Consider the following 22,248-nt stretch of genomic DNA (forward strand, 5'->3'; position numbering starts at 1 on the left):
TATACGGCTCCCGATTATACGGAAGCCTATTTTTTTGTTTGGTTTTCTGCTGGTGGCAAGGAAACAAACCAGCCCATCAAACGGGCTGCTCTTAGGCAGAGCGAGCCGTGCTTGCATCACCCATAAGATGCGCTGCCGCAACCAGTTTCTGAGTGAAGGGGTGGCGAGGATGCTTCAGAATCTGTTCAGCCGCGCCGCTTTCAACAATTTTTCCCTCTTTCATCACAATTAGATCGTCCGAAATATTTCTCACAACGTTCAGATCATGAGAAATGAACAGATAAGAAAGATGCAGACGTTTTTGAAGATCGCCCAGAAGATCCAGGATCTGTGCCTGAACAGATACATCCAATGCGGAGACGGGTTCATCGCAGAGAATGACAGAGGGTTCAACTGCCAATGCGCGGGCTATTGCTACGCGTTGCCTCTGGCCGCCCGAAAGGAAGAGAGGGTTTTTGGTCAAGAGGCTATCAGGCAACCTCACCTGAGCCAGAAGGGCATGAATGCGTGATAGCCTTTCGGACTTTGGAACATGAATGACGGAAAGCGCATCATTCAAGATGGTCTGTACGGTCCATCGAGGGTCAAACGAACTTAACGGGTCTTGATAGATAATGGCCAGTTTTGGCCTTCGGACACGGCGTGCGGCTTCTGGAATATTGGCTTTTCCCGATCGGACCCAAGGTTCTCCCTGAAAATCGACAGAACCGGAAGAAGGTTTCTGAAACCCCATGATCATCCGGGCGGTGGATGTTTTTCCGGAACCGGATTCCCCAATCAAGCCTAATGTGCGACCGGGCAAAAGAGAAAGACTGACATCCTGCACAATCTGTTTTGTAGCACCATTCTGCTGTTTTACAGAGAAGGATAGATGATGAGCCTCCAGAAGAGGAGCGTGTGTGGCGGACGGGGGAATGGTAGGGCGTGGTGGCCTTCTGCCAGGTTCGGCTGCGAGAAGCATGCGCGTGTAGGCGTGACAGGGGCGCGTGAGCAGGTCAGCCGTTTGGCCTTCCTCCACCATATGCCCCTGATTCATGACAATAACCCGATCAGCAAGCTGTGAGACAAAGCCCAGATCATGACTGATGATAAGAATACCATGACCAGCGGCACGTAACTGTTTCAGCAGTTCCAGAATTTGAACCTGCACGGAAGGATCAAGGGCTGTTGTTGGTTCATCGGCAATCAGAAAAGGAGGGTTCATTGCCAGAGCGCTGGCAATCAGAGCACGTTGACGCAGTCCGCCCGAAAGCTGATCTGCCCGCAGATGGACACGGTCCTGTGCTGAGGGGATACCGGCCTTTGCCAATAACTCCAACACACGGCTTTTGCGGCTGGTGCGTGTGCCCCAGTTATGGGCTGTCAGAGCCTCCGTAATTTCGGCCCCAACTGGCCGCAGTGGGTTTAGTGCTACCAACGCATCCTGAAGCACAAAACCGATTTTTGCTCCGCGTATTTTGCGCCATTCCTGTTCTGTGTTGGTCAGAAGAGACCTTCTGTTGAGGGACAGATGGTCGGCAGAGATTTGGGCATTGGATCCGGCAAGCCCCAGTAATGAACGGGCGGTAACGGTCTTTCCTGAACCGGATTCCCCAACAAGGGCGACAACTTCTCCCGGTTTCAGGGAAAAAGAAATAGAATGTACTGCGGTATGAGAAAAACCGCCTGTTTGAAATTTCACAGAGAGGTTTTTGACAAGGAGGCCAGAGGCCTCTGCGTCATGGGAACGGCTCATGAGACGTTTGTTTCAAAATGAGTTTTCAGGAACCGCCCCATGGTGGTGGTGGCCAGCATGGTCAGCACAATGGCAACTCCGGGGAAAAACGTGATCCACCAGGCTTCTGCAATGTAGTCGCGGCCCATGGAGAGCATGGTTCCCCATTCCGCGGCGGGAGGCGGCGCGCCGAGCCCTAGAAACGAGAGAGCAGATGCCCAGATAATGGTCTGGCCCACACCCATGGCACCGGCAATGAGCAGCGGTCGGAAAGCATTGGGAATAAGGTGGGATCTTAAAATTCGGCTTGGAGAATGCCCCATTGAACGGGCGGCTTCAATAAAACTTGCGTTGCGAATGGCCAGAAACTGCCCGAACAGCATGCGCCCGTATCCCGGCGCAGCCCCAATACCAACGGCGATAATAAGAGGGAATGTGCCGGACGAAAAAATGGCAGTAAGGAGAAGGGCAAGGACAACGGAGGGAAAAGAAAAAAGGATTTCAAAAATCCATTTTACAGATTGTTCCGCAACAGGTCCACCGAATGCTCCGGGTATGGCAAGGGTGAGGGCAACGGAAAGTGCTAACAGAATGGACCCTATTCCAATCACCAGCGAGTTACGCGTACCAAAAACAAGACGTGTCCAGATATCTCGTCCAGATTGGTCCGTGCCGAGGGGATGCACCCAGCTTGGAGGGGAAAAAGCCTCACGCGGAGCGATGCCGTAAGGATTGCCATGAGTCAGAAGATGAGGCGCAACGGCAGCAAGAACCAGAAGAGTTATGTAGAGAACGGCTACCGTCAACCCGATATGGCGTCCAAATGGTTGCCAAAGGCGCGCAGGGGTAGTGATGGCCAACGGCATAGAGTGAGTTGCACTCATACGCGTGCCTCCTGTATCCGTGGGTCAATGATCACATACAGAACATCTGCCAGAAAGGAAGCGAGGACGTACACGAGAGCAATGAACAGGATGATGCCGGTGACCAGCGGCATATCATGCATGCTGACGGCCAGAAACAACTGACGCCCTAACCCCTGGCGAGAGAACACTACTTCAACGGGAACAACATTCCCGACCAAAGCGCCGATAGCCCATGTGGACAAACTGACTCCTGGTAACAGAGCGTGGCGTAAAACATGACGAAACCGCACACTGTTGTCAGATACTCCGCGAGAACGGGCTGTCAGGACAAAAGGTTGATCAAGTGTTGTTTTGAAAGACTCACGCATGACCTGGGCCAGAAAACCGCCCAGAGGAATGGCCAGAGAAAGGGTAGGGAGAATGAGGGAAGAAAAGCCATGTGTGCCAGCCGGCGGAAGCAGGCCAAGCTGGTAGGCAAATAGCCAGAGCAGCATGATGCCAATCCAGAATTGCGGTAGTCCTGCAAACAGGGTTTCCAGAGAGGAAAAGGCAGAGTCAAATATCGGCTTTCGGGCAGAGAGCGTTACAGAAAGAACAGCAAACACCCATGCGGTGATCAGAGAGGCAAGCATGAGTTTTAGGGTGTGCGGGGCCTGTTGCCACAGAACATCCGTAACCGGCATGTGCTGAGAAAATGACGAGCCAAGCTGACCTGACAGAACACGCCAAACATGTAGCCCGTATTGCACCATTATGGGTTGATCCAGCCCGTATTCCTGCCGGATTTCCTGAATCGTTTCGGGAGTAGGGTTGGCGGAGCCACCCAGAATGGCTGTAACCGGATCTCCGGGGGCCAGATGCAGAGCAATAAAGGTGAGCGTGGCCGCGGCAAAGAGAACCAGACAGGCTCCACCAATACGGATGAGGGCTTTTTTCAAGAAGAACCAGCCTGTCTCTTGGAAGAGGGTCATTGTTCCACCCATGCATCATAGAGTGTGGTTACGTTCAGAGAGGGCACCAGACGTATGTCATGGACACGCTTTGAAATGGCCAGTCGTGTGGTTTGCGGATAGGTTGTGATTTGCAGGAAAGCTGCCGAAACAATTTTCTGAGCCTGATAGTACAGGTCACGTCGTTGTTCGGAATCTGTTGTCAGGAGCGCTGCGTTGACAATCCTGTCAAACTCCGGGTTGCTGAAGCCGGACTCATTCTGATGATGCCCTGCTATTCCGGCAGCACCAAGAAATTCGGAAGAAAAGACGATACGCAGCACGTCTGCGGTATTGGTGTTCCAATATCCAACCCGCACATCATAATCCCATTGACCTTCGCGGGCATTGACGGATGTATCATCCGCATTTTCCAGCAAAACATCAAATCCGGTTTCGCGTGCTGTGGCCTGTACCTGTTCCCACAACGTCCGCTCAGAATTTGAAAGAGAGGCGCGCAGAGGGATATGAACCGTCAGGCGTTGTCCGTTTCGTTTGCGGATACCGTCAGCATCTTTGGTGGTCCAGCCAGCCTGATCAAGCAAAGTATTTGCTTTATCGGGGTTGTAATCTGCCGCATGTTCAAAGTCGGGTGAATAGAACGGTGTTGTCGCTGTGAGCGGGCCTCCTGCGCGACGATAATGATGAAAAAAGACGCTGCTCAAAGCCCCTTCTATGTCAGTCGATCGAATAAACGCTTCTCTTACAAGCTGATCATTGAAAGGGGCGCGTCGGATGTTCAATGTACCATTGGTGGGGTTACCAGGACGATCCGCCATTAAAACCCACAGGTCCGCATTATGGCGGGCGGGTGTCTCGGCTTCTGGTGGCAGACTATCAATGGCGTCAACTTCAGCGGCCTGCACAGCGGCAAAGCGCGCAGAAGGCTCCGGGATGAAGCGCCACTCCACGTGTTCCAGATAGGCTGGGCCGTCATGTAGCGCCGTAGGAGGAGCCCAGTGATAAGCGTTGTTCCGGTCAAACACGATCTTGTTCTGGCGGTCCCAACTGACAATGCGGAATGGGCCGGAGCCAACAGGAGCCTGGCAGTTCAGGTCACGCGGGCGGGTAAGAGCTTGGGGAGATTCAATGCCAAGAAAACCTTGGGCGAGCACCTCCAGAAACGCGGCGTAAGGGCGGCTGAGGTGCACAATAGCCGTATGAGAATCAACAATTTCGGTTGAATGATATTGCCGGATATAGCCACCCGCCGTGCTTGACTGCGTGGCAGGATCAACCATGTGGTCAAGATTGGCTTTTACGGCTTCTGCCGTGAAAGGGGTGCCATCTGTAAACGTAACATCAGACCTTAAATGGAATGTGTAGGACAATCCATCCGGCGAAATATCCCAACTGGACGCAAGCCAAGGATGGATAGTGCCCGCCTTGTCCATGGAGACAAGCGAATCAAGATATTGCTGGGCCACAAAAACTTGCGGCATGTCGCCCTGCACATGCGGGTCCAGGCAAACAGGTTCACGGTCTGTTGCATAGATAAGGGTGCCCACCGAAACCGGGGAGCCAGCACGCCGTGCGTGTTTGTTTTTATGGCATGCTCCCAGAGGCAGACACACAGTTACCAGTAAAGCTCCCAGAAGAAGCGTTTTGCCTGACTGAGAGACTGTGTGTCCGGAAAGCATGTCGTGTGGCCAGTAAGAAAAGATGTTCAGACAGAAGCTAGATGCGGCGTGGCTTGCGCATCCGCCTTCGCCTTGGTGGTCCAACTGGAATCAAGGGGAGTGCCGTTTAGTTCCCAATCTCCCAGTTCGCGGGCCCGTTTGATGGCTGGGTTATGTGAGGCCAGAACACGTGCGTTGCGCCAGAACCGATCCAGCCGTCTTTTTTCGGAGCTCGCAGATGCGCCGCCAACTTCAAACAGACTGGTGGTTGCCTCCAGAACCAGAGGAATAATAACTTGTTGGGCTTTGAAGGCTTCCAGTTCTGCCTGTTGAGAGACTGTGTCTGGCAGCCCTTGTTCACGGAGGCGAGACGCTTGCTCAAGCGTGGCGGACACCCGATCGACCAAAGTTTCCGCAGCAAATGCCAGACTGGAGAGGCGACCAACAACAGCCTGCACCAAGGGATCTTCACGCGGGAGAGACTGGCCCGGAACACCAAAGACTCGTGTGCGGGGGCGCACAAATTCTATTGTTTCACGCAAGGCCGCTTGAGCGATTCCTGCAAGCGTAGCAAGGTGAAAATTCTGATAGAACGCTGTAAAAAACCGATCTATGGGAGAGTCATCTTTAGGGAGGATATGGTAAATCTGCTCTTCAGACAGTTCAACATTTTCAAAGAGAGTTGTTCCACTGCCTGTCAGACGCTGACCAAAGCCGTCCCAATCATCCACACGGGTGACCCCCGCAGCGGTTGTGGGCACAGCCACGCGGTAACGTTTATCATCATGTAAAGCGACAACGGCAATCCAATCAGCATAAATGGAGCCGGTGGAATAATATTTGGTACCGTTTAGGTACCATTTTCCGTCTTTATGGGTGAGAGTGGTTGTGGTTTCTGTTGCGTTACCCAGCTCTGCCATGGCGGCACCAAATACCGCACCGGCCTGGATTGTTTCGAGCCATTTTATAGCTGAAGGGCGCGTTGCCGCTGCGGTCAGATGCTGGCGTTCGCCTTCAACAAAGGCAAAATGAGCGCGTATTATTTGTGGCAGATTGGAATCTGCTGCTGCGAGTTTAACCAGCAGTCGAAATGTTTCCTGCAACGAGACATTCTGCCCCCCCAGTTCTGCGGGAATACGGAGGGCAGTGAAACCGCTTTGGCGGAGTTCCTCTACGGCATCATAAGCCAGAATACGGTTTTGTTCGCGGTTGATAGCCCCTGCCGCTATGTGGTCAAACACCGCCTGAAAACGGGAAGAGGCGGTACCTGATTGGGAGGGGAGTGTTGACTGAACCATGGGGCGTGTCTCGCTATATAACATAAAAAATACGATTAATGATCATAAAACTATAATCTGTCGTATTAATATGATAGTCAACAAAATTTCACACGACCATCTCGTTTGTATGGGGAGTCTATGAAAAACAATAGGTTTTTTACAATGTCCGTTTTGCGGTTTATGTTCTGAAGCCTTTTGTTTTCAAAAGTTAGCCCCCTTTTTTAGCTCCATGCATGCAGGGGAGGGGCTGTGCCATTGAGATAATAATTTCCGACAATGGCATATTTCCACCGTATTGGATCGTGCAACGTATGCGTTCTAGCGTTTCGCCAGTAGCGGTCAAAGTTATAGCGCGTATCGGTGGAAGCGGTTCCAGCTAATTCAAACAGCCTGTTTGTGGCATCTATGGCCAGTTCGGTGGTAAAAATTTTTGCTTCAGCTACGGAAACTTGTGCAGATGCGACTGTCTCTGGCGTGGGATGAGTAAGTGCCGCATCAATCTTCTTTCCTGCTACATCAAGTAGGGCACGGCAGGCACTCAGGCGCGCAAACAATCCCCCTAGAATATGGCGCGTGTAGGGATCTTCATGTGCGTTGTCCTGGTTACTATCTATCCATGGCCGGGTACGGTTTTTTACAAAGAAAACAGTCTCTTCAAGAGCGCCCTGCGCTATCCCGCCATCAATGGCAGCCTGAATAAACTGGGAAATTGCACTGTCGGGCCGGGGGGATTTGGGAATATAGGCCTTCCATGCCGGTAAGACGCGGGTAAGCGGCACTTTTACATTATCAAGAAGAACCGTGCCGCTTCCTGTCTGGCGTTGGCCAAAGGCCGACCAGTCATTCAAGACAGTTAATCCGTCCGTGACTCGGTCTGCTATGGCCAGCCACGCCACGCCGTCCTTATCAACGGCTACAATCGGTACCAGATCCGCAGCTAAAGCACCCGTGCAGTAATATTTCTTCCCATTTATAAGGACATGATCCCCTTGCGGCACAAGATATGTGCTGAGGTCTGTCAGTTTTTTGTTTCCTCGTTCAGAAAACGCATTACCGCAACGTTTTCCGTCAAGAATAAGGCTGAAGAGTTCTTTTTGCTGTTCCGGTGTGCCACAGGAAGCGATCACCGCAACGGCAGCCCAGTGGTTCTGGGCTATTTGCGCTAATGCTCCATCTGCGGCGGCAATGGTCTGCACAACTGTGCCGAGGGTGGCGTAGGATACACCTGCTCCCCCATAGGCGCGAGGGACCGTGATGCCCCATAATCCAGACGCGGAATATCGGTTCAATTCATCCAAAGGAAAACGAGCCGACCGTTCACGTTCTGCAGCGTTCTGTTTCAGATGATGTGCAAAATCCTGCGCAATTTGAATGGCTTGTATATCGCTTTCTATGCGCACGGTAGGCGTGGTTCGGGGCCAGACCGGAGGAGGGACTGGCAAGCCAGAACCGATAACAAATGGATCAGATGACGGCATGGAAAAACCTTTTTGGAAAATCTGAGATCAATGCGCAGAGGCAAAAGGAGGAGCCGCATGGAATTGACGGCCAGCATGCTGGGCGGGAAGATGATCGCCCGCGCCAAATAGCTTGTGCCGCAAGGTTCCTGCTTGATAGGCGCGTTTATAGCGCCCTCGCCGTTGAAGTTCTGGGATAATAAGCTCTACTATATCTTCGAATGTTTCGGGAGCGACGGCATATGCCAGGTTGAAACCATCAACGCCGGTTTCATCAATCCATTGTTCCATTTGATCGACAATCTGGGTTGGGCTGCCAACAAACGTGATTCCCATACCGCCAATAGCGGCATGCCGTGCCAGTTCACCTACCGTCCAGATTTTACCGGGGTTCATGACCGTCAGAGAATCAATGGCGGAATGGATGGCATCATTGCGGATATGGCGAACAGGATCTGTGGGTTTGTAAACGGAAAAATCCACTCCGGTCCAGCCGGACAGAAGAGTCAGTGCGCCCTCCTCACTAATATAGCTTTGATAATCGTGATATTTTGCGAAAGCTTCTTCTTCTGTCGGGGCCGTGACGATGGTGAGGAGAGAGAAAACCAAAGGAGTATTGGAGGGGCGGCCTGCCTGCTGTGCCGCATTACGTAAGGAGCGAACCGTCTTTGTGACAGTCTCTTGTGAAGGGCCAGCAATAAACACACATTCTGCGTGTGTTGCCGCGAATTGCTGCCCGCGAGGGGAGGCTCCTGCCTGAAAGAGTACAGGAGTGCGTTGTGGCGAGGGTTCGGCCAGATGAATGGCATCTAACGAGAAAAAAGGGCCATCATGCTGAATACGGTGGACTTTTGAGGGATCAGTAAAAATACCGCTTTGCTTGTCGCGTAAGACAGCATTATTTTCCCAACTTGTCTCCCACAGCTTATAAACAACGTCCAGATAATCATCGGCTATGGCATAACGTTGGTCATGTTTTGTCTGGGCCGGTTTTCCCGTGCTTTTGGCAGCACTATTGAGATAACCTGTAACAATATTCCAGCCAATACGTCCCTCGGTCAGGTGATCCAGCGTGGACATGCGCCGCGCGAACGGGAAGGGGTGTTCGTAGGAGAGAGTTGCCGTTAGTCCAAAACCGAGATGTTCAGTGACGCCAGCCATGGCGGAAATAAGCATGGCTGGATCATTCACTGGAATTTGTGCACCGTTGCGCAAGGCAGCATCTGGGCTTTGCCCATACACATCATAAACGCCCAGCACGTCTGCCAGAAACAGGGCATCAAATAATCCGCGTTCCAATGTGCGGGCCAGATCAGTCCAGTAACGGAGTGAACGGTAGTTGGCTGACTGGTCTCGTGGGTGTCGCCATAAGCCACTGGCTTGATGGGACACGCAGTTCATATCAAAAGCATTCAGGCGTATCTCGGCCATGTTTCTTCTCTTTCCCGTTCAGTTAAAGCCGAGAGAAATGCCGCCAAACACACCAAACCCATCACCAGGTTGCATGACGGAAAGCTGTGACCCGCCAGCAATATATCCGGGTACGACAATGGAGGCGTAATGGGTATTGGCCAGATTATTAAAGTTCAGGAAAACAGTCCTGTGCTTGTTCGGCCAGGAATAACCAAGGTGGGCATTAAAGATATGATAAGAGGGTGCAAAATACGTCATGTCATACGCAGCGCCGACCTTGGAGGAGACCTGCGCATCAAATCCGGCATAAAACCCGTTGGCGAGATCCAGATTGATACCGCCCTGGTAGAAATGTTCCGGAATACCGGGGAGTCGATTTTTTCCGAAGACGGAATCATGCTTGTAATGAAAATCCTGCCATGTGTAGGCATTGCGGAGGGAAAGACGGTTTTTCCTCCATTTGTAGAGTGTGGTATCGAGAGAAAATTCCACGCCCTGATGTTCTGTAGGGGAAGCGTTGCCGTAAATGGATGTGCCCTGTGCGGCGGATTCAGGCGTCATGACAGCCAGCAATTCATTATGCACAGAGGAATGGTAATAGGTTAGGGCCCACTGGTTGCCTGCGTAATGGCCTGTGGTACCAATTTCAAACGTGGTGGCTGTCTGGTTACGGAGTTTTCCTGCTGTTGCGTTCATACCCGCTTGCGGGGATGTGCTCGGGTAATAAGAACCTGCATAGTTGTAGTTCCAATCATTAGGTGGCTGAAGGCTACGGCTGACATTTCCGTAAATTTCGACATGCTTGTCAGGCTGGTAACGGAAACCAGCGCGCGGAATGAAATTGATGGAAGACGTTTTAAAAGGATTGCTTGGGCCGGGAGAGGGAACATCCGAAGATTTCTGGATGAAGGCAAGAGCGCCTGCTGTTGTCAGCCAGAAATTATGAAACAGTTCTGTATTATTGCGAAGATGGAAATAATTTTCTGTTCCGCCATACGTTACGTGCCTTAGCGATGTGCCAATGGGGTATCCGGCGAAATTTCCCGACTGCACACGTACTCGGTTTGTCTGCCAGGCTTCCAGATCAGTATAGGTGAGAATGCCGAAGCGGGTATCGCTTTTATGGCCGCCCAGAATATCATGCCGATCATAATTGAGAACACCGGCGACGGTTTTATAACCCCATACCTGCGAAAAGCGAGCGTACTGGATATCAATAGGAGCATCTTGGTAGTTAAATCCAAGCTCAATTTTGGATTTATCGTCAATTTTAATGGTGGTCATATCCGCGTAATATTTGGTGCCGGGCTGAATACGATCAGAGCCCCATTCCTGATAAGGTTGCTGCGCTTGCTTAGGATTTTTGAGGATCTGATCTCGTGTTAAAAATCCGGCCCAGCCATTGCGGGTCTGGCGGTAACGGAAGAACAGACGAGTGGACACACGATCATTAAACTTATAACCAAAATTGGCATTCACGCCAAAGCTGGTTGCTTCTGTATTATGTTGATAGCCGCCCCGATAAGAATTGGTCAGGCTGATGTAATAGTCAAATTTTCCAAGAACCTGCCCGGAACTCAACTGTTCTTTAACGTAACCAAAGCTGCCTGCTTCTGCGCGTGCTTGATATTTTTGAGAGTTATAACCTGTCTGAGTAACATAATTGATTGCACCGCCGAGTTGCAGGCCTCCATAATCAAAGGAGTTTGCGCCGCGAAGCACTTCCGTATACTGCAAGCCCAGGCTTTCAAAAAGCTCATAAGGTGTTCCGGCTGGGGTGGTAACGGGCAGGCCGTCAAACATCATAAGCATACCAGAACGGAAATAGTTTACGCCTGTCTGGATGCCTGAACCTCGAACAGAAATACGCAGCCCATCTCCTCCACCAGAAGCCTGCGCAAAAACACCGGGCTGAAACGCCAGTGCGTCAGCGTTGGTCAGGTTACGCCCTTTTAAAACCTGTTGGGCATCAATAACTGTTGCAGCGCCAGGAATGCTGCGGAGATGAGACTCAGCAATTTGAGCATCAGAGCGGCGCCGTGTTGAAACAGAAATCTCTTCTTTGGCTGTTGCCCTAGTAGGGCTGCTCGCTTTGCCGGCATGAGTTGGCTGCGTTTGATGCCCCTGTTTCGAGGGATCAACAGGAGGAAGGCCGGCTTCAGCCGCGTGTGCTGAGGATGGAAGAATGCTCAGAAACGCATACGCCAGAACTGCGTGGTTGGGACGCAGTCGTCTATTGACATAAAGATGATTTTTAAGAGGTGAGAAAGAAAGCCTGAGCATGGAGATACTTTCTGTCAGCAAGGGAATATAAGATGTGCGGGGAGAAAGAAACTGGCCGCATCAACACATCTCCTGCGTAAAAATTTGCGTAAGAGCAGAAAGAAAAGAAATATGAAGCATGCTGATTGTCCTGTTTTATTCTGGAATATGGGTGTGTGCATAATTGCGCCGGAACCAGATCAGGCCCGGATGTTGTGCATCTGATGATTCAACATGAAGAATATGGGCAAAAACAACTGAGTGAGAGCCTGCATCCACAACATTTGCAATGCGACAATCAAAACCGACCAGCGCATTTTCTAAAAGAGGAGCGCCTGTGGCATGTGCTGACCAGCCTGCTTGCGCGAAGCGGGTTTCCTGTGGTTTTGAACGGCTGCTGAAAATATTGGAAAGAGGATGTTGAGCATGGGTCAAAACATTAACCGCAAGAACACCATTTTTTAGAATGGGATCGTGTGCACCTGTGTTTTTGTTGACGCAAACTAACAATGTTGGAGGAGCGTCAGATACACTGCACACGGCAGACGCGGTAAATCCATATTGTCCTGCCGTTCCATCGGTCGTCACAATCGTCACTGCACCTGGTAAGAGGGCCATGCCATCCCGGAAAGATTGAGAGGAGAGAGTGTGATGTGGCTCAAGGAGTGCAGGATCAAGAGACTGGTTCATCGGATTTCCCGTAGACAGAAAAAAAGAGCGATAAAATCAGGAGAGAGAAGCTGCGTCTTCGAGCACGCTTCGGTCTGCCTGAGTAGAAATGGTTCTGGCCAGTTTTTCAGCGTATGCGGTTACTTCTGGCAGACCCATCAGTTCGCCAAATCGTCCGCGTGCCAAGGGGCCTGCAATAAACAGAGACGAATCCTTGTTTGGGCCGACCTGAGCATGACCATCCGTAGTTACGTGTAACCCCAGGCCGGATGAGTCCATTTCGATATGACCATCAGCAGCAAGAGATTTTAAAACGGGTTGTGAGTTTAAAATGCTGTTATGGGCGGGGCCAGTTGTTGTAATGATGGCCTCGACTTTCAGACGTTCCACATGGCCATTACGGTGTTGCAGGGTGATGGAAAAGTGCTTTCCTTTTATTTCAACTTTTATCAGGCGCGCCGCCTGAATGCGGAGTTGACCACTGTTAATGGCAGCATCTACAAAATTTTCTGTTGGCGGCGAAATGCGGAAGCGATGCGTATCCCAAAAGGGGCGTAAATGACGAATAAGCCGCTGCCGCTCGGTGTGGTTAAGCGCGCTCCAGATTTCAGGGGCCTGTTCGCGTACGCGATCAAGAAACGCCTGCCAGGGAATATCGGGATGCGCGGCAATTGCTGCGCGCACTTTCTGCAACAGTGTTTTGGTGAGCGACGCAGGAGGGGATAGAAAATCTCCGATGGCTGTGGTCGGGGTGCGACTATGGCTTTTTGACCGCTGCCCGCGCCGGGAGATAGCTAGAAGAGGCGCTTTGTGTTTTCGAGCTATTAAGGTGGCTACAGTATCCGCCATGCTTAGGCCTGTTCCGATAATCAATACCCTGTCTGCGGGTTTGATTGTGCGGAAGGCGTCAGGCTTCCACGGGTCAGTTACCAGAACCGGGTGTGTAGCGGCAGAAAGAGTGCGCTCGAGTGCCGCAAGTTCTGTAGGGGGGCGAGGAGAAGGATGGCTTGTAGCAATAACGACAATATCAGCCTCAAATATATCTCCGGCCTGAGTTGTCAGCCCCCATTTCCCCTTGGGTGTTTTACGGGCGGCTGTAACCACGCTGGGGATATGCCTGAGGTGTTGAGCTTCCAGAAGGGGAGCCAATCTGGCGGCTACATACTGACCAAAGACCTTACGGGCAGGATAAAGGTGGCCATCAGGTTGCCGAGCATCAGGATCGTGCTGACTTTTCCCCGTTTTTTCCAACCATTCAAGAAAATCAAGAGGGTGAGCCGTATCAATACTCATGCGGCTGGCAGGCACATTGATCCGGTGGTTGGGGTCCGTGGCGCTATAGGCAACGCCACTGCCAAGTGTTGGGCGAGGCTCAAACACCAGAACCTTAAGCGGTGCATGCGGTTTCTGGAGCAGATGCCACGCCAGCGCTGCGCCACTGAAGCCGCCGCCGATAATGGCTATAATCTTGGTAGGCTGCGTACTCATGGTCAGGCTGCGTGAGAGCCGGGCCGGTGATCTCCGGCAATGGTTTCACCAAAAGGACCCATGTTGCTCAGGTTGGAAGTTGCCCTGATGGGGTGTGCTGTTGGTAGAAGCGGAAGGACCAGTTCGCCAAACTGGTAGGCTTCTTCCAGATGGGGATAGCCGGAGAATATGAAACTATCTATACCCAGCCGACGATACTCATCAATGCGTTCGGCAACGGTAGCAGGGTCTCCTACAAGGGCAGTACCTGCTCCGCCACGCACGAGACCGACGCCCGCCCACAGATTGGGACTGATTTCAAGTTTGTCCCGCTTGCCTCCATGGAGAGCGCTCATGCGCGCTTGACCCACGGAATCCATGCGGGCGAAAACCTTCTGAGCCTTGGAGATTGTTTCATCACTCAGATGGCTGATCAGGCGGTCTGCTTCCTGCCATGCTTCACGTTCGGTTTCCCGAACAATAACGTGAAGGCGAATGCCAAAAGATATGTCTCGGCCCTGCTTTTCTGCCAACTTACGCACTTTGGCTATTTTTTCAGCGACTAACGCTGGAGGCTCACCCCATGTCAGATATTTATCAATATGTTTGGCGGCAACGTGTGCTCCGGCTTCAGAGGAGCCACCAAAATAGAGAGGCGGCCCATTTTTCTGAAAAGAGGGGAACAGGATGTGGCCATCCTCTATTTTGAAATGCTTACCGATATAATTGACGTGTTCTCCGCGCAGTAGTGCGCGGTAGATGTCGAGAAACTCATCTGTGATTTCATAGCGTGTTGCATGATCTGCAAAAAAACCGTCACCTGCGTTTTCAGCAGGGTCCCCACCGGTCACAATGTTGATCAGAAGACGACCTGCTGAAAAACGGTCAAGGGTGGCCGTCATTCTCGCAGCAAGGGTAGGGGAAAGCAGGCCCGGGCGCACGGCAATAAGGTAGCGCAACCGTTCCGTGATGGGGGCGAGAGCGGAAGCCACCACCCAACTATCTTCGCAACTCCGACCGGTTGGAATCAAAACGCCGTAATAGCCGAGGGTATCAGCGGCTTTGGCGACCTGTTGCAGATAAGGGAGATCGACCGGGCGTCCTCCCTTCTGGGTGCCCAGATACCGACTATCTCCATGGGTAGGTAGAAACCATAGAACGTTGATTTTATCGGGAATAGAAAAAGACATATCAGGACGCCTTAGAAAAGGGCAAAGAAGAAAAGAGGGGAGCTGCAGGTGCTTTCAGATTATCCGGGTTACGGTAGCGGCTGCCAAAATGTTGCGTTGGGAGCCTGGCTCTGCCCGCTTCAAAGAGACGTTCGCGCAGGGTCTCGTCCTGCGTGTAGGCTGTACGGTAACGGCCTCTTTTTTGCAGTTCCGGCACGACGAGGGAGATGAAATCCTGTGCGGTATCAAAAGAGTGGTATTGGCGGAGGTTGATGCCATCAATACCATCTACGTCCAGCCAGTTTTCAATCTGGTTGGCTACGGTGTTCGGGGAGCCGGCAACAAAAAAACGGCCTTCATCAAAAGAGGCAATCTGTTTGAGCGCGCTGCCAATTGTTTGCTCCGGACGAAAGCGGCGCCCCATATTCCCAAAGCTGAGCCCCTCACGGAGGAGTACATCGCCAATCCGTTCATTGACATCATAGTGGCGTAAATCAATTTCGGCCTGCGCATGAACCAGAGCGCCTTCGACGCTATAGTAGTTGCGGTAATGCTCCAGTTTTCTGGCTGCCTGCGCATCGGTTTCATCCACAATAATGCCTGCCATCACGATGAAGCGGATATCATCAGGTTGGCGGCCATGGGCAACGGCACGTTGGCGTGTGGTGGCGATGTTATGTCGCACTTCCTCGGTTGTGCGGCCCCCAATAAATACGACTTCTGCATGACGTGCCGCAAATTCCAATCCTGCGGGTGAACCTGTTGCCTGGAAAAGAACAGGGGTTCTCTGACGGGAAGGCTCAACCAGATGAGGCCCCGCAACGCGGAAATGTTGGCCTGTATGATGAATGGACCGGACGGAGGCCGGGTTTGTATAAACCCCGGTGGTGGCATCTTTCAGGACTGCGTCTTCATCCCAACTGCCTTCCCACAGTTTGTAGAGGACATCCATGTATTCATCGGCGATGGCATAACGGTTATCGTGCGGGATTTCATCGTCCAGACCAAAATTCTGGGCTGCACTTTTCAAATAGGAGGTGACGACATTCCACCCCACTCGGCCCTTTGTCAGCAAATCAAGGGTTCCCATACGCCGTGCAAAGGCAAAGGGAGGTTCATAGGTGGTGGAGAATGTTACGCCAAAGCCAAGATTTTTGGTAACAGCCGCCATGGCGGGAACAAGCATGAGGGGGTCAAGATTAGGGATCTGCACCCCTCCCCGTAGGGCCGCATCATTGCTTTCACCAAATCTGTCATACGTGCCGACCACATCAGCTAGAAAAACGGCATCAAACAGCCCGCGTTCAGCCAATTTAGCTGTTTCTAGCCAGTAGTCCATTTCACTATAGCGATGGCGGTTATTGCCTGGCGCGCGCCACATGCCATGCACAATGTGGCTCACGCAAGCCATTTCAAACAGATTTACGTGCAGTTGTTTCATGACTTTGGCTCACGCTGAAAGAAGTGTGTCTTATGGATGGTGGTGAGGGCAGGGCATCACGCGTGGTAGCAAAGACGGCGCTCGACGGGCGGTGTGGCAAGATGCCAAAGAAGGTAAATACAACAACGGCAGCACGGCAGAATCCCATAAACAACTATAATAAATAGTATATAATTTATATTAACAACGAATGTTAATGAGTCAAACATAAAAGCACATAAAAAATTAGTTCCACAAAAAATAATGCACAATTATGTCGGAATATGAGGCGTCGTGCGCCTTAAACCGAATAGCTCCCTCTCTTCCCGAAACAGTTATGAACTGTTGATTTTGATCGAATGGGTGAGGGGTGTGTTCGTCTGGCATGCGGAAGATGCCACATATAGGGAAAGATTTTTGATGGCTGAAAGGAACTGATGCGCTTTTCTGCGAATTGAAGGGGCAAGGTGAAAAAGGAAATGTTCCTATCGACCGGCTCCTGCTGTCCTTTAAGAACACAGAGTTGTTAGAAGGCTGTGTGATCGTGATTTGTTAAGCAGGGAGGTAACAGCAGAGGCTACTGTTGTTTGTTGTGGGTGCTCTGGCAGCCTTCATTTCCTGTCTATGCCACCGAAAATCCCTTGGCGGATTTCTCTTGTAACCAGGTCAAATGGTTTGTCTGGAATTTTCCAGATTTGGTAATGTACTGTTGACCTGTTTGAACACCAAATGGTGCTTCAAACAGGAGTTCAGAGTTCTGCCCATTGCCGGAGAAGATTATGATATGTGGCTGTCAAACCAAGGACGGCAGGATGATCATCTGGCAGATGTTTGCGGGTTTCTATGATCGACATGTCAAACTGATAGAGGAGTGTGCGCTGCGTGTTGTCTGGAACCATGGATTGGGACCAGAAGAAGGAAGCCCAGCGGCTGCCGCGTGTTACCTGACTTACGCTATGCAGGCTGGTGGACGGGTAGAGCACCATATCTCCTGCGGGGAGGCGGATTTTCTGGGTGCCGAAGGTATCCTGAATAATCAGTTCTCCACCATCATAGTCAGCAGGATCACTTAAAAATAACGTGGAGGAGACATCTGTGCGGATGCGGAAGCCGGTTCCGGGCAGGGGGCGGATGGCATTATCTACATGCGTGTGAAAACGCATTCCTTCATCATATCGATTAAAAAGGGGAGGAAAAACCCGTAAGGGCAAAGCCGCGCTATTGAAAAGAGGGTTACGCCCTAATGCGCGTAAAACCAGATCTCCCAGTTCTCGGCTTTCGACGCTTTCCTGCGGAACTTGAAGGTTGAATTTTGCCTTGGCTGACTGGTCTCCTGCCGTCACCTTTCCATCAATCCATTGTGATTGCTCCAATGTGGTGAGGCAATAAGAGACTTCTTCGCGGGTGAGTAGATTGGGAATATGAACAAGCATGCTATTTTTCTGTGTGGGTTAGAGGAAGTGTGTCGTGCACCTATGTGCGGCAGCATCCTGAGGTGACCTGAAGATTTTTACCGCAGGTCCAAGGCTGACTGGAGCGTGTTGGTTGCCATCAAATATGTTCTGGAAGCCAGGAATGCCTTTACGAGGTAAGATATCCTGAGTTTCGGGTTTGCCATAGGGGGGGGGAGGCGACTGTCCAGAACAATATAGGATCAAGCACATCCTGGCGGGGTTCAAGATTTTTAGGGGCATGGTCGCAGGAGCATTCCAGAAATAACGAAGACAGAGGGTTATCTTTCTGCTGATGGACGTTTCAAGTAGTGTTTTGCTCTATCAACAACGTTCTGAAAACGAGGTTCTTTCCTGTTTGCAAGAAGACGTTCTGTTGCGAGGAAGACATCATGAAACCCAAGATCCAACGCACGAGAAAAGCAGTGTAATGCAGGATCAATGTTATTGGAGGAAAGATGATGCCGTGCCATATTCAAATAACCCCAGCAATCTCCAGCATTTGCGGCAGCCTCAAACAGTTTTACGGCAGCGTCCGGTTCAGCATTGGGGATGGCACCATCTTCTATAATAAGCCCAAGCATAGTGAAGGCTTTGGTGACACCATTTTGCGCGGCCGATAGATACAAGTCATAAGCTTTTGGGATGTCGAAGGGAACACCGTCACCCGCCATGTAAAGATCAGCAAGGTTAAACATAGCCCACGCATCCCCTAATGAGGCTGCATGGGAAAAATAGGTGGCGGCGGTTGATGGATTGCGTGTAACACCCCAGCCTCTTTCGTAAGCGCGGCCAAGCATGTTTAGTGCGCGAGGATCAGCTGACCGCGCCGCCACTTCAAACATATTAAATGCATCCGTCAGGCGACCATTGTTAACATGGATCTGCGCCAAGAGGAGTTGCACACTGACCTCACATAGAGGCGTCTTGCTGGATGCTGTCGGAGCGGTCACTTCCGGAGGGGGGAGTGTGTTGTCTGTCGGAGTGTTATGCAAGGAGGGCTTCATGGCAGTTTCTACAAGAAAAAACAGGGGTCATGAAGGGAAATGCCGGTTTTTGGGTTGATAAAGGATATCGTGGGGAAGGTGTCAGTATACGCAAGAGACGCGGCGACATGGTATTGGTCCTTAAAATCGCATGAGGTTTTATCTGAATGCGATAATAAAAAGGGCATACTGATGTGTTTTCCTACAGTATTTTATGTAACTGGACGTTTTTGACGCAAAATCTATGTTTATTTCTCTCTATTTTCCTGTTTTTGGGATCAACTCTTATGATTGTCTTCTCGCTGATCGGGGTCGCAGGTTCATCTTTCACTGAATAACTGTCAGTTATGTTTTTAATAATCATTCGCATAAAGAAAAGCAAACGATTATCAATGGGGAACAAAGCCGCGGGGAGCAGTGTGTTTTTGCCGCCACAGGAAAAATTGCTTCGGAGAAGAGTGCTTCAAACGCGACTGCTATAAATATCAAATTTTTCAATAGGTTATAGTGATATTGCGTGCGAAATTTCTTGAAGGAAAGTCTTATCTATCTTGCTGCTTAGGGGTGAGCATCTCACATATGGTAATAATGATAGTGATTCGCACTTTCGTCTTTTGAAAGCATTTGTTATCTGCTGTCTGGAATTTTCTCTGTGCGTGAGCAACAGGGCTGTGTTGGCGTGTGGGTTCTAAAACCTGCATCCCGTAATCCCTCTATGTCATCGTATTTTCCTATACTTGCGAAAGTGCTTGTTTTCTCATGGCAATATCAGCGTCTTCATCTTTGACCAATGTTTCATTTTCTCCATGGGACATGTTTCTGAATGCCGGGCCAGTTGTTCGGTGTGTCATGATTCTTCTGGCTTTGGCGTCCGTAATTACCTGGACTGTTTTTATTGCCAAATCGGTTGAGCTAGTACGGCTGAGGTCAAAGCTGGGCAAGGCGGAGCGTGCGCTGGAAGAAGCAGGAACGTTGGATCTGGGGGAGGAGCATACGCGTGGTGCAGGGATTGCGCATACGCTGGTGATGGCTGCAGAGACAGAGCGGGTGCGCTCGCAAGATATTCCTGAGGATCGTGATGGTTTGAAGGAGCGAATTGTTCTGCATCTTGAACGTCTGGAAGCTGCTGAAGGCCGCCGTTTGATGCGGGGCACGGGTTTACTGGCAACTATTGGTGCAACATCGCCTTTTATCGGTCTGTTCGGTACGGTGTGGGGGATTATGACTTCCTTTACCGGCATTGCCGCCAGTAAGGCGACCAGCCTTGCGGTGGTGGCACCCGGTATTGCCGAGGCTTTGTTGGCAACGGCGTTGGGGCTTGTTGCGGCCATCCCGGCAGTTGTCATTTATAATCATCTGGCCCGGCAGTCTGCCGCATGCCGGGCACAGGTGGCAGATCTCACATCACTGGTCATGCGGCTGGTCTCGCGGGATCTGGGCCGGATGCAGGCACAAGGGGAGACCGGGCAGGTGGTGCGTCTGGATGTCAGCCGCATGGCTGGGGAGTGACGGTGCATGATCCGCATTCGGCATACTGATGAGACCCCTCATGAAGTAAACGAGATCAATGTCACACCGTTTATTGATGTGATGCTGGTTCTGCTGGTGATCTTCATGGTCACCGCCCCCCTGACAACGGTCAATGTGCCAGTTGATCTTCCGTCTTCTACTGAAAAACCCACACCCCGGCCGGATGATCCTGTATTTTTGACAGTCAAGGCCGATCATGGGCTGGCTCTTGGTCAGGAAGACATACAAGCCGAGGCCCTTACCGGAGCACTGGAGGCTGCGACAAAAGGAAACAAGGATGAACGTATTTTTCTGCGTGCGGACAAGACGGTAGATTATGGAACGTTGATGGGCGTGATGGATAATCTACGCACTGCCGGATACCTCAAGGTCGCTCTTGTCAATTTGCAAGGGCAGGAGGAGGGGGCGGCGCCTCCATCCGGGAGTAGTCAATGAATAAGGAAGTTGCGGCAGGGACGGGGGAAATATCCCTTTTGCCGGTGTCCTTTATGGAGTGGGAGTGCGCCCAGGCGCGCCGCAGCCAACGGGAGGAAGTTTTTCGTTGGGGGGTATCGTTTCTGGCAGTTCTGATGGTTTCGGGGGGGGCGGTGGCATGGATCACGCGGTTGCCACCAGTTGCGGTGCCGGTGCCCGAACCTCCGCCAGCGGCGATTGCCATTGATCTGGCGCCAGTGCCTGCCTCTGCGCCCTCTCTACCAACGGATGTGCCGCCGGGTCCGAAACAGACCCTCTCTGAACCGGATACGGCCCCGGAAGAGCCGCCAAAGATAGCTGCGCCACTGTCTCCTGCGCCTACCCCGCCTGTACCCGTACCCAAACCTGAAAAGCAGCGAAAGGTTGTAAAAACGCACAAGCCCGCGACGCACCAGAAAAAGCCGGTACCGGACAGGACACCACCCGCAGAGCAGACTACGGCTCCCCCGTCTACGGAAGCGCTGCCCGCACCGGCTCAGGCTGCTCCGGCAGCAGGTGCGTCTTCTTCACATGCGTCTCAAAGCCCGGCTACATGGCAAAGTGACCTGCTGGCCAGATTGGAGAAATACAAGCGTTATCCGGCAGTAGCGATGGCGGAACATCAGGAAGGTGTTCCTATGCTCCATTTTGCCATGGACAGGAAAGGGCATGTATTATCGGCGCAGATCAAAAATAGTTCAGGTCATTCTCTTCTGGATCAGGAAGCAGTCGCGCTCGTACATCGGGCAGAGCCGCTTCCCATCCCTCCTGATAGTGTGGAGGGAGACCCTATTACACTGACAGTTCCAATAGAATTTTATCTTGAATAAGAAAAATAAGATTAGAAAGTACAATGGATTTAATGAATGTTCGGTCTTTTGTATCTCTATGACAAGAACCAAGGGGTTTTATTAAGGGTGTTACACGTTTAATTTTGGGCTCAGAGTGCGCTTTTCTGTTCAACAGGTTTTGTGGTTCAGTTTTTGTGTTTACTAAGCCTTTCAGTTGGCGTTTCGCAAGCGGAAGGGATCATAGTGCTGCGTGGGTTAACTGCAGCGTGGTTACTACCAGTAACGTAGTCCTGAAGTTCCTGCACTTCCTGCTCTGCGTTTTCGGCGCGCAGTTTTACGATATCACCAATACTGATCAACCCGACGAGTTTACCCTCTTCTTCAACGGGCACGTGGCGGCTGCGTGACCATGTCATCCGGCAGGCGATATCAAATATACTGTCATCAGGAGACGCTATTGGTATCTCTGTCAACATAATCTCTTTTGCTGTCAGGGAAAAAATGCTCGGCCCATGTTGGGAAAGTGCCGACACAATGGTTCGTTCAGAGATCATCCCGACCAGAGCGCCATTTGTATCAACAACGGGAGCGCCACCAATATTATGGCGGATCAGTAAATTGGCAATGGAGAGGACAGGATCATTTTCCTTGACGGTAAGGACCACATTTCCCTTTTGTGCCAGAATATGAAAAACACGATAAGACATCGACC

General features: G+C 51.3%; 18 protein-coding genes. 3 read left to right on the plus strand and 15 right to left on the minus strand.

All coding sequences use genetic code 11. From position 1 onward, the window contains the following. Positions 1–91 precede the first annotated feature (91 nt). From AD944_RS11955 to AD944_RS12020, 14 genes are all read right to left on the minus strand, one after another. Entirely contained in the window at positions 92–1,735 is a 1,644-nt protein-coding gene (locus AD944_RS11955; protein WP_045543679.1) for a dipeptide ABC transporter ATP-binding protein, read from the minus strand. After that, on the minus strand, positions 1,732–2,598 hold the full coding sequence (locus tag AD944_RS11960) for an ABC transporter permease (protein WP_082741357.1): 867 nt from the start codon (positions 2,596–2,598) through the stop codon (positions 1,732–1,734). Before AD944_RS11960 ends, AD944_RS11955 begins: the two co-directional genes overlap by 4 nt. Next, positions 2,595–3,518 (minus strand): ABC transporter permease, encoded by a 924-nt coding sequence (locus tag AD944_RS11965; protein WP_231873734.1) that lies wholly within the window; start codon positions 3,516–3,518, stop codon positions 2,595–2,597. Before AD944_RS11965 ends, AD944_RS11960 begins: the two co-directional genes overlap by 4 nt. A 29-nt stretch (positions 3,519–3,547) precedes the next feature. After that, positions 3,548–5,209, minus strand: coding sequence for an ABC transporter substrate-binding protein (locus AD944_RS11970; protein ID WP_052427301.1), 1,662 nt, complete (start codon positions 5,207–5,209; stop codon positions 3,548–3,550). Positions 5,210–5,235: 26 nt separating this feature from the next. Then, positions 5,236–6,486 carry an acyl-CoA dehydrogenase family protein gene (locus AD944_RS11975; protein ID WP_045543676.1) on the minus strand — a complete coding sequence of 417 codons (1,251 nt, stop codon included), beginning with the start codon at positions 6,484–6,486 and terminating at the stop codon, positions 5,236–5,238. A gap of 203 nt (positions 6,487–6,689) precedes the next feature. Beyond that, a complete protein-coding gene (locus tag AD944_RS11980; protein WP_045543675.1) occupies positions 6,690–7,946 on the minus strand; it encodes an SfnB family sulfur acquisition oxidoreductase in 1,257 nt (418 codons plus the stop codon). A 27-nt stretch (positions 7,947–7,973) separates the two neighbouring features. Next, positions 7,974–9,356 carry an LLM class flavin-dependent oxidoreductase gene (locus tag AD944_RS11985; protein ID WP_045543674.1) on the minus strand — a complete coding sequence of 461 codons (1,383 nt, stop codon included), beginning with the start codon at positions 9,354–9,356 and terminating at the stop codon, positions 7,974–7,976. Positions 9,357–9,374: 18 nt separating this feature from the next. After that, entirely contained in the window at positions 9,375–11,621 is a 2,247-nt protein-coding gene (locus AD944_RS11990; protein WP_045543673.1) for a TonB-dependent receptor family protein, read from the minus strand. Between the two features lie 135 nt (positions 11,622–11,756). Then, complete coding sequence (locus AD944_RS11995; protein WP_045543672.1) at positions 11,757–12,290, minus strand: flavin reductase; 534 nt, start codon at positions 12,288–12,290, stop codon at positions 11,757–11,759. A gap of 36 nt (positions 12,291–12,326) precedes the next feature. Further along, the gene (locus AD944_RS12000) at positions 12,327–13,757 is read right to left on the minus strand and encodes an FAD/NAD(P)-binding protein (RefSeq protein WP_045543671.1); all 1,431 of its coding nucleotides are present in this window, start codon (positions 13,755–13,757) and stop codon (positions 12,327–12,329) included. Between the two features lie 2 nt (positions 13,758–13,759). Then, positions 13,760–14,926, minus strand: a complete 1,167-nt coding sequence (ssuD, locus tag AD944_RS12005; RefSeq protein WP_045543670.1) for an FMNH2-dependent alkanesulfonate monooxygenase — start codon at positions 14,924–14,926, stop codon at positions 13,760–13,762. Between the two features lies 1 nt (position 14,927). Next, the gene (locus AD944_RS12010; protein ID WP_045543669.1) at positions 14,928–16,346 is read right to left on the minus strand and encodes an LLM class flavin-dependent oxidoreductase; all 1,419 of its coding nucleotides are present in this window, start codon (positions 16,344–16,346) and stop codon (positions 14,928–14,930) included. Positions 16,347–17,074: 728 nt separating this feature from the next. Further along, a complete protein-coding gene (locus AD944_RS12015) occupies positions 17,075–17,758 on the minus strand; it encodes a Fe2+-dependent dioxygenase (protein ID WP_045543668.1) in 684 nt (227 codons plus the stop codon). A gap of 299 nt (positions 17,759–18,057) precedes the next feature. Further along, positions 18,058–18,669 carry a tetratricopeptide repeat protein gene (locus tag AD944_RS12020; RefSeq protein ID WP_236709338.1) on the minus strand — a complete coding sequence of 204 codons (612 nt, stop codon included), beginning with the start codon at positions 18,667–18,669 and terminating at the stop codon, positions 18,058–18,060. A gap of 852 nt (positions 18,670–19,521) precedes the next feature. On the opposite strand from AD944_RS12020, the gene exbB reads away from it, so the two are divergent. The 3 genes from exbB to AD944_RS12035 are packed head-to-tail and all read left to right on the plus strand — an operon-like array spanning position 19,522 to position 21,575. Next, positions 19,522–20,271 (plus strand): tonB-system energizer ExbB, encoded by a 750-nt coding sequence (gene exbB, locus AD944_RS12025; RefSeq protein WP_045543667.1) that lies wholly within the window; start codon positions 19,522–19,524, stop codon positions 20,269–20,271. 6 nt (positions 20,272–20,277) lie between these two features. Beyond that, entirely contained in the window at positions 20,278–20,727 is a 450-nt protein-coding gene (exbD, locus tag AD944_RS12030) for a TonB system transport protein ExbD (RefSeq protein ID WP_045543666.1), read from the plus strand. Beyond that, on the plus strand, positions 20,724–21,575 hold the full coding sequence (locus tag AD944_RS12035) for an energy transducer TonB (protein WP_045543665.1): 852 nt from the start codon (positions 20,724–20,726) through the stop codon (positions 21,573–21,575). Before exbD ends, AD944_RS12035 begins: the two co-directional genes overlap by 4 nt. A 146-nt stretch (positions 21,576–21,721) precedes the next feature. Here the strand turns inward: AD944_RS12035 and AD944_RS12040 are convergent, their stop codons facing one another. Next, positions 21,722–22,243: a CBS domain-containing protein gene (locus AD944_RS12040; RefSeq protein ID WP_045543664.1), complete on the minus strand. Its 522-nt coding sequence runs from the start codon at positions 22,241–22,243 to the stop codon at positions 21,722–21,724. Positions 22,244–22,248 lie beyond the last annotated feature (5 nt).

The sequence above is a fragment of the Acetobacter tropicalis genome (genome assembly GCF_001580915.1).
GTDB lineage: Bacteria > Pseudomonadota > Alphaproteobacteria > Acetobacterales > Acetobacteraceae > Acetobacter > Acetobacter tropicalis.